The organism is Mycobacterium arosiense ATCC BAA-1401 = DSM 45069, assembly GCF_002086125.1.
GTDB classification, from domain to species: domain Bacteria; phylum Actinomycetota; class Actinomycetes; order Mycobacteriales; family Mycobacteriaceae; genus Mycobacterium; species Mycobacterium arosiense.
In genome coordinates, this window is record NZ_MVHG01000031.1 from 20,346 (window position 1) to 33,279 (window position 12,934).

11 protein-coding genes and 1 pseudogene are annotated in these 12,934 nt (G+C 67.4%); 10 read left to right on the top strand and 2 right to left on the bottom strand.

Annotation, left to right across the window (positions count from 1 at the left end; translation table 11 throughout):
* Window positions 1-133 precede the first annotated feature (133 nt).
* The 7 genes from BST14_RS14235 (at window position 134) to BST14_RS14265 (ending at window position 8,082) form a co-directional block, all read left to right on the top strand.
* The gene (locus BST14_RS14235; protein ID WP_083065000.1) at window positions 134-1,807 is read left to right on the top strand and encodes an NAD(P)/FAD-dependent oxidoreductase; all 1,674 of its coding nucleotides are present in this window, start codon (window positions 134-136) and stop codon (window positions 1,805-1,807) included.
* A 7-nt stretch (window positions 1,808-1,814) separates the two neighbouring features.
* Window positions 1,815-3,347, top strand: coding sequence for an ATP-binding protein (locus BST14_RS14240; protein ID WP_083065001.1), 1,533 nt, complete (start codon window positions 1,815-1,817; stop codon window positions 3,345-3,347).
* Window positions 3,348-3,376: 29 nt separating this feature from the next.
* A complete protein-coding gene (locus tag BST14_RS14245; protein WP_083065002.1) occupies window positions 3,377-4,225 on the top strand; it encodes an LLM class F420-dependent oxidoreductase in 849 nt (282 codons plus the stop codon).
* Between the two features lie 19 nt (window positions 4,226-4,244).
* Entirely contained in the window at window positions 4,245-5,111 is an 867-nt protein-coding gene (locus tag BST14_RS14250) for an LLM class F420-dependent oxidoreductase (protein WP_083065003.1), read from the top strand.
* Window positions 5,112-5,137: 26 nt separating this feature from the next.
* Entirely contained in the window at window positions 5,138-6,133 is a 996-nt protein-coding gene (gene rfbB, locus BST14_RS14255; protein WP_083065004.1) for a dTDP-glucose 4,6-dehydratase, read from the top strand.
* Between the two features lies 1 nt (window position 6,134).
* Window positions 6,135-6,743, top strand: coding sequence for a dTDP-4-dehydrorhamnose 3,5-epimerase (gene rfbC, locus BST14_RS14260; protein WP_083065005.1), 609 nt, complete (start codon window positions 6,135-6,137; stop codon window positions 6,741-6,743).
* A 184-nt stretch (window positions 6,744-6,927) separates the two neighbouring features.
* Window positions 6,928-8,082, top strand: coding sequence for an acyltransferase family protein (locus BST14_RS14265; RefSeq protein WP_083065027.1), 1,155 nt, complete (start codon window positions 6,928-6,930; stop codon window positions 8,080-8,082).
* Between the two features lie 324 nt (window positions 8,083-8,406).
* On the opposite strand, the pseudogene BST14_RS14270 reads toward BST14_RS14265, so the two are convergent.
* Window positions 8,407-8,540, bottom strand: a pseudogene (locus BST14_RS14270) (RNA polymerase subunit sigma); the annotation flags it as partial.
* A 264-nt stretch (window positions 8,541-8,804) separates the two neighbouring features.
* On the opposite strand from BST14_RS14270, the gene BST14_RS14275 reads away from it, so the two are divergent.
* From BST14_RS14275 to mmsB, 3 genes are read left to right on the top strand one after another with little or no spacing between them, the layout of a single operon-like run.
* Complete coding sequence (locus BST14_RS14275; RefSeq protein ID WP_083065006.1) at window positions 8,805-10,325, top strand: CoA-acylating methylmalonate-semialdehyde dehydrogenase; 1,521 nt, start codon at window positions 8,805-8,807, stop codon at window positions 10,323-10,325.
* A 14-nt stretch (window positions 10,326-10,339) separates the two neighbouring features.
* Entirely contained in the window at window positions 10,340-11,506 is a 1,167-nt protein-coding gene (locus BST14_RS14280; protein WP_083065007.1) for an acyl-CoA dehydrogenase family protein, read from the top strand.
* A gap of 14 nt (window positions 11,507-11,520) precedes the next feature.
* The gene (gene mmsB, locus BST14_RS14285; RefSeq protein ID WP_083065008.1) at window positions 11,521-12,405 is read left to right on the top strand and encodes a 3-hydroxyisobutyrate dehydrogenase; all 885 of its coding nucleotides are present in this window, start codon (window positions 11,521-11,523) and stop codon (window positions 12,403-12,405) included.
* Between the two features lie 16 nt (window positions 12,406-12,421).
* Here mmsB and BST14_RS14290 read toward each other — a convergent pair whose 3' ends face one another.
* Window positions 12,422-12,928 carry a MarR family transcriptional regulator gene (locus BST14_RS14290; protein ID WP_083065009.1) on the bottom strand — a complete coding sequence of 169 codons (507 nt, stop codon included), beginning with the start codon at window positions 12,926-12,928 and terminating at the stop codon, window positions 12,422-12,424.
* Between the last annotated feature and the right edge of the window lie 6 nt (window positions 12,929-12,934).

Consider the following 12,934-nt stretch of genomic DNA (forward strand, 5'->3'; position numbering starts at 1 on the left):
AAGCCGGCGCGGATGCCGCACCGTTGTTCCACGATACCTGGTAAATCCGCTGCACCAAAATCGCTGTCGTCCCAACGCGGGGCCGCTCGCTCGACCTCCCACCTGCACGCTGACAAGCGCATACTTAACGCCAATGACAAGCCCCGCAGACGCCGCACAACAGCGCAAGCCCGTCATGCTCACCGTCGATGACGATCCCTCGGTGTCCCGGGCCGTCGCCCGCGACCTGCGCCGCCACTATGGCGAGGAACACCGGATCGTGCGGGCGGAATCCGGGCCCGACGCCCTGGGCACTCTCAAGGAGCTCAAACTGCGTGGCGACACCGTCGCGCTGCTCATCGCCGACTACCGGATGCCGCAGATGAGCGGCATCGAGTTCCTCGAGCAGGCGATGGACCTTTATCCCGCGGCCCGCCGGGTGCTGCTGACCGCCTACGCCGACACCCACGCCGCCATCGACGCGATCAACGTCGTCGACCTGGACCATTACCTGCTCAAGCCGTGGGACCCCCCCGAGGAGAAGTTCTACCCCGTCATCGACGGGTTGCTGGACGCCTGGCGGGCCGCACCCGAGCGCCCCATCCCGCACACCAAGGTGATCGGCCATCGCTGGTCGGCGCGGTCGTGGCAGGTCCGCGACTTTCTGGCCCGCAACGGCCTCTACTACACCTGGTTCATGGCCGACGAGCCCGCCGGCGAACGGTTGCTCGCCGCGGCCAGCGCGGACGGCCTGCGGTTGCCGGTCGTCATCACCGAGCGCGGCGACCCCCTCGTCGAACCCACCGACGCCGAGCTGGCCGACAAGCTGGGCCTGACCACAACGCCGTCGCAGGAGTTCTACGACCTGATCGTGGTCGGCGGCGGACCCGCGGGCCTGGCCGCCGCCGTGTACGGCGCCTCTGAGGGGCTGCGCACCGTGCTCATCGAGCACACCGCCACCGGCGGTCAGGCCGGGCAGAGCTCACGCATCGAGAACTACCTGGGCTTCCCGGACGGGGTCTCAGGCAGTCAGCTGGCCGAGCGGGCGCGGCGGCAGGCGGAGAAGTTCGGCGCCGAGCTGATCACCGCGCGTAAGGCCACCGCCCTCGAGGTGAACGGCTCCAAGCGCACCGTGCGGTTCGCCGACGGCGGCTCCATCGACGCGCACGCGGTCATCCTGGCCACCGGTGTCGCCTATCGCCAGCTGCAGGCCGAGGGCTGCACCGAGCTGACCGGCTGCGGCGTCTACTACGGCGCGGCCGTCTCCGTCGCCTCGGAGTGCGAGGGCGAAGAGGTCTACGTGATCGGCGGGGCCAACTCGGCCGGTCAGGCGGCCATGTACCTGTCGCGGACGGCCAAGTCGGTCAACATCGTGGTGCGCGCCCCGTCGCTGGAGGCGTCGATGTCCTACTACCTCATCCAGCAGATCGAGGCGAACCCCAAGATCAACGTGCTGACCTGCACCGAGGTGCAGCGCGCCACCGGCGACGGGCACCTGGAGCAGCTGAGGTTGGTCAACAACCGCACCGGCGAGATCGAGGACGTCACCTGCGGGCGGATGTTCATCTTCATCGGCGCCGCCCCGCGCACCGACTGGCTCGACGGGGTGGTGGCCCGCGACGACCACGGCTTCATCCTGACCGGCCCGGACCTGCGCAACGTGTGCGGCTGGACGCTGGAACGCCCGCCGCATCAACTGGAAACCAGTGTGCCCGGGGTGTTCGCCACCGGTGACGTCCGCTCCACCTCCGCCAAGCGGGTCGCCGCTGCCGTGGGTGAAGGGTCGATGGCGGTCATGCTGGTCCACCGCTACCTGGCCGAGAACTAGGAGAAGCATGACCGGCCCCGAAGCGACGAAGGTGCCCTGCCAGCCCGACGAGCTGCGCAGCCTGTTCCTGTTCGAGGCGCTGACCGACGAGCAGCTCGCGGTGCTGTGCGCCAACGGGCATATCCAGCACTACGAGCCCGGTCCGATCTGCGTCGAGGGCGAGCCGGCGACGTGCTTCTACGTGCTGATCGACGGGGAGCTGACCATGACCAAGCTCTCCGGGGGCCAGGACATCGAGACCAACCGCACCTCGCAGCGCGGCGTGTATTGCGGGGCCTGGCGGGCGTTCACCGGCGGCAAGCAGAAGAGCTACGACGCCTCGGTGCACGTGACCAAGCCGTCGCGCTTCTTCGTGATGGACGCGCCGGTGTTCGCCCAGTTCATGCGGGACCAGTTCCCGATGGCGGTGCATCTGCTCGACGGCATCGCCGTCGGCACCGACCGGACCCGCCGGATCATCGACAACCGGGAGAAGCTGCTGGCGCTGGGCCGGTTGTCGGCCGGGCTGACGCACCAGCTGAACAACCCCGCGGCGGCGATCTCGCGGTCCGCGGCAGACCTGCGCGAGCGGGTGGCCAACATGCGCCACAAGCTGGCGATGCTGGCCGACGGCACCATCACCCCCGAGGCGCTCAGCGCCCTGGTGCGGCTGCAGGAGAGGGTCGCCGAGCAGGTCGCCAAGTCCGCGTCGCAGCACTTGAGCGCGCTCGAGACCGCCGACCGCGAGGACGCCGTCGGCGACTGGCTACAGGAGCACGGCATCGACGGCGGGTGGGACATCGCGCCGACGTTCGTCGAGGGCGGCGTGGACACCGATTGGCTGGAGCGGATCTCCGCGGTCACCGAGGAGCTCGCGTCGACATCGCTGGAGCAGGCGATCCGATGGATCCACTACACCATCGAGAGCGAGCTGCTGATGAATCAGATTCTGGAAGCCAGCAAACGGATTTCGGCGCTGGTCGCCGACGCCAAACAGTATTCGCAGATGGATCGCGCCCCGTTCCAGGTGACCAACGTGCACGATCTGCTGCGCAGCACGCTGGTGATGTTCGCCGACCGGTTGACCAAGGACCCGGCCAAGGACGGCGGCAAGGACGCCAAGGCGATCAACATGGTCAAGGACTTCGACCAAACCCTTCCCGAAATTCCTTGCTACCCCGGCGATCTCAATCAGGTGTGGACCAACATCATCGACAATGCGATCGCCGCCATGCGCGATACCGGCGGCACCCTGACCATCCGCACCTGCCGGGAAGGCGACAACCTGGCCCGCGTCGAAATCTGCGACACCGGGCCGGGCATACCCGAGGACGTGCGAGAGCACATCTTCGAGCCGTTCTTCACCACCAAACCCTTCGGCGAGGGCACCGGGCTGGGCCTGGACCTGGCGTTCAACATCGTCGTGAAGAAGCATCGCGGGGACTTGCGGGTGGAGTCGGTGCCCGGCGACACCCGGTTCATCGTGCTGCTGCCGCTCACGGCGCCCGCCGCCGACGTCGCGGCCACCGATCTCGACGAGGATCTGGCCGTTTCGGAATAGCTTTCGCGGGGTGCGGGTTGGGAACGACCATGACCGATGCAGCGAGCAAACCCAATCTCGGCCGGTTCGGATCGTTCGGACGCGGCGTCACCCCCGAGCAGGCCAGGGACATCGAGGCGCTGGGCTACGGCGCCGTCTGGGTCGGCGGTTCACCGCCCGCCGAGCTGGCCTGGGTCGAACCCCTCCTGGAAGCGACCACGACGTTGCAGGTGGGCACCGGCATCGTCAACATCTGGACCGCGCCCGCCAAGCCGGTGGCCGAATCCTTCCACCGCATCGAGGCGGCCTACCCCGGCCGGTTCCTGCTGGGCATCGGCGTCGGGCATCCCGAGGCGCACGCCGAGTACCGCAAGCCCTACGACGCGCTATCCGACTACCTCAAGCAGCTCGACGAGTACGGCGTGCCCGCCAACCGGCGGGTGGTGGCGGCGCTCGGCCCGCGCGTCCTCAAGCTGTCCGCGGAGCGCTCCGCCGGCGCGCACCCCTACCTGACCACCCCGGAACACACCGCGCGGGCCCGCGAGCTCATCGGGCCGTCGGCCTTCCTGGCGCCCGAGCACAAGGCGATCCTGACCACCGACGCCGAGAAGGCCCGGGCGGTCGGCCGCAAGGCGCTCGACGTCTATTTCAACCTCGCGAACTACCGAAACAACTGGAAGCGGCTGGGTTTCACCGAGGAGGAGGTCACCCGGCCGGGCAGCGACCGCCTGGTGGACGCGGTGGTGGCGTATGGCACCGTGGACCAGATCGCGGCGCGCCTGCACGAACACCTCGACGCCGGCGCCGATCACGTCCCCGTGCAGGTCCTGACAAAGGATGAAAACCTGGTCTCGGCGCTGGCCGAACTGGCGGGGCCACTGGGGTTGAAGCCGTCCTGACGAGCGTAGGGGGAGCCAGATGACCGAGGGAGTTTCACTCAAGCCCGAGCTCGGCCGGTTCGGTGTGTGGCTGCCCACCCGCTCCATCTCCCCCGTATTGGCCGCGGGCATCGAATCGCTGGGGTACGGCGCCGCCTGGATCGGTGGATCCCCGGATGCCGAGCTGTCGTGGGTCGAGCCGGCCCTGGCGCGCACGACGTCGCTGCAACTGGCCTCCGGGATCGTCAACATCTGGTCGGCGCCCGCCGGGGCCGTCGCGCAGTCCTTCCGGCGGATCGAAAGCGCCCACCCGGGAAGGTTTTTGCTGGGCATCGGCGTGGGCCACCCCGAGCACACCGAGGACTACGTCAAGCCTCACGACGCCCTGGTCTCCTACCTCGACGAACTCGATGCCGCCCTGGTGCCGACCAGCCGGCGGGTGCTCGCCGCGCTGGGCCCGCGGGTGCTGCGGCTCGCGGCGCAGCGCAGTGCCGGTGCGCATCCCTATCTGACGACGCCCGAACACACCGCCAAGGCGCGCGACTTGCTCGGCGGGGCAGTGTATTTGGCGCCCGAACACAAGGTGGTGCTCACCACCGACGCGGAGCAGGCGCGCGCGATCGGCCGCCAGACGGTCGAGTTTTACCTGGGCCTGAGCAATTACGTGAACAACTGGCTGCGGCTGGGGTTCACCGACGCCGACGTGCGCAAGCCCGGCAGCGACCGGCTGATCGACGCGGTGGTCGCCTATGGGACCCCCGAGAACATCGCCGGGCGACTGGGTGAACACCTGCAGGCCGGCGCCGACCACGTGGCCATCCAGGTGCTCGGCGCCCATGACGAGCAAACGCTGCTACCTGCGCTAAGCGAATTGGCCGCAGCTCTGGGGCTAACCGGCGCAAGCTGACCGATCGGCTCGGTTAGGGTTTGGGCATGCGGTTACTGGTCACCGGCGGCGCTGGATTCATCGGCGCCAACTTCGTGCACAGCACCGTCCGCGAACACCCCGAGGATTCCGTTACGGTGCTCGACGCCCTGACCTACGCGGGTCGGCGCGAATCACTGGCCGACGTCGAGGACTCCATCGAGCTGGTGGTCGGCGACATCACCGACGCCGAGCTGGTGTCGCGGTTGGTCGCCGAATCCGATGCGGTGGTGCACTTCGCCGCGGAGAGCCACGTCGACAACGCGCTGGCGGGCCCCGAGCCGTTTCTGCACACCAACGTCGTGGGCACCTTCACCATCCTCGAGGCCGTACGGCGTTACGGCGTTCGGCTCCACCACATCTCGACCGACGAGGTCTACGGCGATTTGGAGCTCGACGACCCCCAGCGATTCACCGAGGCGACGCCCTACAACCCGTCCAGCCCGTATTCGGCGACCAAAGCCGCCGCCGACATGCTGGTGCGCGCGTGGGTGCGCTCCTACGGGGTGCGCGCGACGATCTCGAACTGTTCCAACAATTACGGCCCGTATCAGCATGTGGAGAAGTTCATCCCACGCCAGATCACCAACGTGCTGACCGGCCGGCGGCCCAAGCTGTACGGCGCCGGAGCCAACGTCCGCGACTGGATCCACGTCGACGACCACAACAGCGCGGTCCGCCGCATCCTGGACTCCGGCGAGATCGGGCGCACCTACCTGATCAGTTCCGAAGGCGAGCGCGACAACCTGACCGTGCTGCGCACGCTGCTGGCGATGATGGGCCGCGAGCCCGACGACTTCGACCACGTCACCGACCGCGCCGGCCACGATCTGCGTTACGCCATCGACCCGTCCACGCTGTACGACGAATTATGTTGGGCGCCAAAGCATACCGACTTCGAGGAGGGCCTGCGCGCCACCATTGACTGGTACCGCACGAATGAATCCTGGTGGCGTCCGTTGAAGGACGCCTCGGAAGCCCGCTACGAAGGACGTGGTCAGTAGCGTGCAAGTTCGCGAACTGAAGGTCCCCGGCGCCTGGGAGATCACCCCCACCGTGCATGGCGATTCGCGCGGTCATTTCTTCGAATGGCTCACCGACAAGGGATTCAGCTCCTTCGCCGGTCATCGGCTGGACGTCCGGCAGGCCAACTGCTCGGTGTCCTCGGCGGGCGTGTTGCGCGGTTTGCACTACGCCCAGGTACCACCGAGCCAGGCCAAGTACGTGACCTGCGTTCGTGGTTCGGTGTTCGACGTGGTCGTCGACATCCGGGAGGGCTCGCCGACTTTCGGGCAATGGGACTCCGTTCTGCTCGGCGACTCCGATCACCGGACCATCTACATTTCCGAAGGCCTCGGCCACGGCTTTCTTGCGCTGCAAGACGATTCGACGGTGATGTACCTGTGCTCGGCGGAATACAACCCGCAGCGCGAACACACCATTTGCGCGACCGATCCGGCGTTGGCCATCGACTGGCCGCTGGTGGACGGGGCGGCGCCCAATCTGTCCGATCGCGACGCCGCGGCGCCCAGCTTCGAAGAGGCGCGCGCCTCCGGCCTGCTACCCACCTGGGAAGAGACGAAGGCGTTCATCGACGGTCTGCGCGGCAAATAGCTGTGTTGGTAGGCCGGCTCCGCTGGCAACAGCACTTCCGGCTCGCCGCCCGGTCAAGGCCTTCTGAGTCGACGCCCTGGGCGCCGGACTGTTCGCCGAGTGGTTCCCGAGGTTGCAATTTTTCCTCTATTTAGGCTTCCGTGGCGATACCATAGTGCGGGCAGGGGGCTACGGACGGGGGCAAATGAAGCTAGGGCGCGCATTCGATCCGCACAGCAATGCACTAAACGCATGGCGGCTGATGCTGGCGGCCTCGGTGATCGTATGTCACTCGTGGGGGATTACCGGGCGCGTTCCGTCGTTACGCCCGGTTAACCAGCTACTTCTTTGTGTGGGCGTCGACGGGTTCTTTGCGATCTCAGGATTTCTCATTACCGCCAGTTGGCTTAGCAACCCACAACTTCGCGAGTATGTGGCCGCTCGGGCGCTTCGTATCCTGCCCGGTTTCTATGTCTGCCTAGTGGTTACGGCCTTCGTCATCGCCCCGATCGGCGTGGCGATACAGGGCGGCTCGGCCATGAAGCTCATAACTTCCGGTGCGCCGCTTGAATTTGTGCTGAAAAACAGTGCCGTCGCGCTGGTCAAATTTGATATCGGAGGAACACCGCGCGGGATCCCAGCCGACGGCGCCTGGAACGGTTCTCTGTGGTCCCTCATATGGGAACTGATGTGCTATATCGCCGTGGCCGTTATCGGAGTTATCGGACTGGCCAACCGCCGTTGGATTTCCCCTGCGATATTCGTCGTCGCGCTAATTGGGGCGATGTTATTACCGCCAATCATGCTCCCCGAGGTAACGGCTGCCCACCAGCAGAGCGGCACTCTTATCCCCCTGCTGTTTCTGGCCGCACGCACCGCCATCATGTTTTCGGCGGGCGCCTTCTTGTATCAGTGGCGTGACGTGATTCCCGCTCGGTGGTCGCTCGTCGCGGTCAGCCTAGTCATCGTCGCGGCGTCAAGCCTGCTGCCTGACTACCGGGTGGTCGCCGCCATACCGCTGGCCTATGCCGTCATCGTTTCGGGGGCGCTGGTTCAGAATAGGCGCTTGAGACTACATACGGATCTGTCCTACGGCGTCTACATCTATGCATGCCCAATCCAGCAGTTGTTGGCTATTTCCGGGCTTATCTGGCTGAATCCCTTTGCCTTCGCCGCCCTTTCGATGACCGCCACGTTGCCGCTGGCCGCCGCAAGCTGGTTTTTGGTCGAAAAGCCGGCGCGGTCTCTCAAGCGTCGCCTCAAGCGGAAATCACCCGCACGTCAAGAGCAAAAGGCCATCACCCTGCCCCAGGAGATCCGGCATACCGCGCTTCCCTCGAATCTCTCCGGTACCGCTTAGCGCCAGCCGCACCCCGACCAGACCGCCGTCCACTTGCAGCAAACGCACAGTGGGAATCGGTGCTCGAGGACAGCGCGCCCATCTGCACACGTGGCGTTACTATGGCGCGGCAAGGGCGCGTGGGGGACGACGAGCGGGGCCGGATAAGCCCGGGCTGAGCTGGTCCTGATCGAGAAGCCGGCGATGTCGCTCAAGTTTCGGTTCTTGGGAAACGGTCGACTTGCGTACCCGATGAGGTCGGACCCGCCCAGCCCAAAGTGATCGCTGAAGGGCCCCGTGGCGTCCCGGATCCTGTTTAGCCTGGCCGTCGCCCGCATACGCACGCACCTCGGCGGTGAGATCCTCGGCGTCGGGCTGATTCGCCACGCGCGCGAACAGCGTGCGGTACACCCAGGTCGCGTGTGCGAGTACAAGGCTTCCCTGCTCGGGTAGCCGGCGTCATGGGCGTCCCCGGGCACCGCGCGCAGGGGTCGCGGGCCGACGGGTTCGTTTCGTGCCGCCACATGCCTCCTTCACCCGATGAATATTGCCTCGGATTACACGGGGGCGCATCGCCGGAACGGCGACCCGCGACGTCGGTGGCGTCGACGACACGGCGCGCCACGCGGACGGTGTATTCGGCGCCCGCCCCGACACCAGGTAGCCGGCTTGCCAACACCCGAACGGAGTTACTAGGATATCCAAGTATCCCTATACGCCCGTCAACCACACCCGAGGGCCCCATGACCACGCAGATTCCGCACTTCATCGATGGGCAGCGCACCGCCGGCGAATCCGTCCGCAGCGCTGACGTCTTCGACCCGAGCACCGGGAGCGTCCAGGCGACGGTGCCGCTGGCCGGCCAGGCCGACATCGACGCCGCGGTGGCTTCGGCCGTCGAGGCTCAAAAGGGTTGGGCCGCAACTAATCCGCAGCGCCGCGCGCGGGTGCTGATGCGCTTCATCGAGCTGGTCAACGAGCGCAACGACGAGCTGGCCGAGCTGCTCTCGCGCGAGCACGGCAAGACCCTGCCCGACGCCAAGGGCGACATCCAGCGCGGCATCGAGGTCATCGAGTTCTGCGTCGGCATCCCCCACCTGCTCAAGGGTGAATACAGCGAGGGCGCCGGACCCGGCATCGACGTTTACTCGCTGCGCCAGCCGCTGGGCGTGGTCGCCGGCATCACCCCGTTCAACTTCCCGGCCATGATCCCGCTGTGGAAGGCCGGCCCCGCGCTGGCGTGCGGCAACGCCTTCGTGCTCAAGCCCAGCGAGCGTGACCCGTCGGTGCCGGTGCGGCTCGCCGAGCTGTTCGTGGAGGCGGGCCTGCCGCCCGGCGTGTTCCAGGTCGTGCACGGCGACAAGGAGGCCGTTGACGCCATCCTGAACCACCCCGACATCCAGGCCGTCGGGTTCGTCGGCAGCTCCGACATCGCCCAGTACATCTACGCCGGGGCGGCGGCCACCGGCAAGCGCTCGCAGTGCTTCGGTGGCGCCAAGAACCACATGATCGTGATGCCCGATGCCGACCTGGACCAGGCCGTCGACGCGCTGATCGGCGCCGGGTACGGCAGCGCCGGCGAACGCTGCATGGCCATCAGCGTCGCGGTGCCGGTCGGTGAGCAGACCGCGGACCGGTTGCGCGCCAGGCTCATCGAGCGGATCAACAACCTGCGCGTGGGGCACAGCCTGGACCCGAAGGCCGACTACGGCCCGCTGGTGACCGAAGCCGCCGTGGCTCGGGTCCGCGACTACATCGGCCAGGGCGTCGACGCGGGGGCCGAGCTGGTGATCGACGGCCGCGAACGCGCCAGCGACGACCTGACCTTCGATGACGCCAACCTCGAAGGCGGCTTCTTCATCGGCCCCACCCTGTTCGACCACGTCACCCCCGACATGTCGATCTACACCGACGAGATCTTCGGGCCCGTGCTGTGCATCGTGCGCGCGCACGACTACGAGGAGGCGCTGCGGCTGCCGTCCGAGCACGAATACGGCAACGGCGTGGCGATTTTCACCCGCGACGGCGACGCCGCGCGCGACTTTGTCTCCCGCGTGCAGGTCGGCATGGTCGGTGTCAACGTGCCGATCCCGGTGCCGGTGGCCTACCACACCTTCGGCGGCTGGAAGCGTTCCGGCTTCGGAGACCTCAACCAGCACGGCCCCTCGTCGATCATGTTCTACACCAAGACCAAGACCGTGACGTCGCGGTGGCCGTCCGGCATCAAGGACGGCGCCGAATTCGTCATTCCCACAATGGATTAGGGCCGGGCTGTCTCATGGCTTCCTTTACCCTCAACGACGACGAGCGGGTGATCACCGAGACGGCCGCCGCGTTCGCCGCCAAGCGCCTCGCCCCGCACGCACTGGAATGGGATGCGGCCAAACACTTTCCGGTCGACGTGCTGCGAGAATCCGCCGAACTGGGCATGGCGGCGATCTACTGTCGGGATGACGTCGGCGGCAGCGGGCTGCGCCGCCTCGACGGGGTCCGCATTTTCGAGCAGCTGGCCACCGCCGACCCGACCACCGCCGCGTTCCTGTCCATTCACAACATGTGCGCGTGGATGATCGACACCTTCGGCACCGCCGAACAGCGCAAGGATTGGGTGCCGCGGCTGGCGTCGATGGACGTCATCGCCAGCTACTGCCTCACCGAGCCCGGCGCGGGCTCCGACGCCAGCGCGCTGAGCACCCGGGCCGTCAAGCAGGGCGGCGACTACGTGCTGGACGGCGTCAAGCAGTTCATCTCCGGCGCGGGCGCCTCGGACGTCTACGTGGTGATGGCCCGCACCGGCAGCGAGGGGCCGCGTGGCATATCGGCGTTCGTCATCGAAAGAGGCGCTGCCGGGCTGAGTTTCGGCTCGCCGGAGGAGAAGATGGGCTGGCACGCCCAACCCACCGCCCAGGTGGTCCTGGAGGGGGTCCGGGTGCCGGCCGACGCGATGCTGGGCGGCGCCGACGGCGAGGGGGCCGGGTTCGGCATCGCGATGAACGGACTGAATGGCGGTCGGCTCAACATCGCCGCGTGTTCGCTCGGCGGGGCCCAGGCCGCCGCCGACAAGGCCGGCGCCTATGTCCGCGACCGTCGGGCGTTCGGCTCGTCTCTCCTCGACGAGCCGACCATCCGGTTCACCCTGGCCGACATGGCCACCGGCCTTCAGACATCGCGAATGATGTTGTGGCGGGCGGCCAACGCGCTGGACGACGACGATCCCGACAAGGTCGAATTGTGCGCGATGGCCAAGCGCTACGTCACCGACACCTGCTTCGACGTCGCCGACAAAGCCCTGCAGCTGCACGGTGGTTACGGCTACCTGCGCGAGTATGGTCTGGAAAAGATCGTGCGCGACCTGCGGGTGCACCGAATCCTGGAAGGGACCAACGAGATCATGCGGGTGGTCATCGGCCGGGCCGAAGCCGCACGGGTCCGCGCAACCGCATAGAAGGGTCTTTCTGAATGACCGAGCACCTGACGGTGGCCTTTTTGGGCCTGGGCCACATGGGTGGGCCGATGGCGACGAATCTTGTTGCGGCCAAACACGCCGTGCGCGGCTTCGATCCGGTGCCCGCGGCGCTGTCCGCGGCGACGGAGGCCGGCGTCACCGGGTTCGGCAGCGCCGCCCACGCGGTGGCCGGGGCGGACGTGGTCATCACCATGCTGCCCAATGGGGAGCTGGTCAAGCGCTGCTACGCGGAGATCCTGCCGGCCGCGCGTCCCGGCGCCCTGTTCATTGACAGCTCGACGATCTCGGTCAACGATGCCCGCGAGGTGCACGCGCTGGCGGAATCCAACGGCATCGCGCAGCTGGACGCGCCCGTGTCGGGCGGGGTGAAGGGTGCCGTCGCCGGGACGCTCGCGTTCATGGTCGGCGGCGACTCGGCCGCGCTGCAGCGCGCTCGGCCGGTGCTGGAACCCATGGCGGGCAAGATCATCCACTGCGGCGCGGCCGGCGCCGGCCAGGCCGCCAAGGTGTGCAACAACATGGTGCTGGCGGTGCAGCAGATCGCCATCGGCGAGGCGTTCGTCCTGGCCGAGAAGCTCGGATTGTCCGCGCAGTCCCTGTTCGACGTCATCACCGGAGCGACCGGCAACTGCTGGGCAGTGCACACCAATTGCCCTGTGCCGGGCCCGGTTCCGACGTCGCCGGCCAACAACGACTTCAAGCCGGGCTTCGCCACCGCGCTGATGAACAAGGACCTGGGCCTGGCGATGGACGCGGTGTCCTCCACCGGTTCGGCGGCGCCGCTGGGTACCCACGCCGCCGAGATCTACGCGAAATTCGCCGCGGATCACGCCGATAAGGACTTCAGCGCGGTCATCGAGATGCTGCGCGGCAGCTGAGAATTCCACGCCGGGCTCAGAAGTCGCCGGCGCTGCGCCGCAACGTCTCGATGCACGCCGCCAGGTCCTGCGATTCGCTGTCGCTCATCCCGATGTCGGCAAACACCTGCTTGTTGAGGGTGACGGTGGCGTCCTCGACCGTCGAGCGGCCCAGGTCGGTGATCTGTACCAGCGTGGTGCGCCCGTCGGTGGGGTGCGGCACCCGCTGCACCAGCCCGTCGGCCTCCAGCCGCCGGATCGCGTGGGTCACGCTGGTGACGTGGACCTGCAACCGGTCGGAAGCCTTGGTGATGGGCAGCGCCCCGGTCCGGCTGAACGCCAACAGCCGCAGCAGTTCGTACCGGGAGAAGCTCAGGTCGTACGGACGCAGCGCTGTTTCGACCCGCGCCAGCAGGATCTGGTGCGCGCGCATCACCGAGGTCACCGCCACCATGCCCGGTGCGACGTCACCCCACCCGGCGCGCTCCCAGTTGGCCCGCGCCGCGGCGATCGGATCACGCTTGTCCGGTTGTGATTGCGCCACGCCCCT

Coding starts and splice junctions, on each gene's coding strand:
- BST14_RS14245 (WP_083065002.1), top strand. CDS start 3,377: ATGACCGATGCAGCGAGCAAACCCAATCTCGGCCGGTTCGGATCGTTC.
- BST14_RS14265 (WP_083065027.1), top strand. CDS start 6,928: ATGAAGCTAGGGCGCGCATTCGATCCGCACAGCAATGCACTAAACGCA.
- BST14_RS14275 (WP_083065006.1), top strand. CDS start 8,805: ATGACCACGCAGATTCCGCACTTCATCGATGGGCAGCGCACCGCCGGC.
- BST14_RS14235 (WP_083065000.1), top strand. CDS start 134: ATGACAAGCCCCGCAGACGCCGCACAACAGCGCAAGCCCGTCATGCTC.
- BST14_RS14240 (WP_083065001.1), top strand. CDS start 1,815: ATGACCGGCCCCGAAGCGACGAAGGTGCCCTGCCAGCCCGACGAGCTG.
- mmsB (WP_083065008.1), top strand. CDS start 11,521: ATGACCGAGCACCTGACGGTGGCCTTTTTGGGCCTGGGCCACATGGGT.
- BST14_RS14250 (WP_083065003.1), top strand. CDS start 4,245: ATGACCGAGGGAGTTTCACTCAAGCCCGAGCTCGGCCGGTTCGGTGTG.
- rfbB (WP_083065004.1), top strand. CDS start 5,138: ATGCGGTTACTGGTCACCGGCGGCGCTGGATTCATCGGCGCCAACTTC.
- BST14_RS14280 (WP_083065007.1), top strand. CDS start 10,340: ATGGCTTCCTTTACCCTCAACGACGACGAGCGGGTGATCACCGAGACG.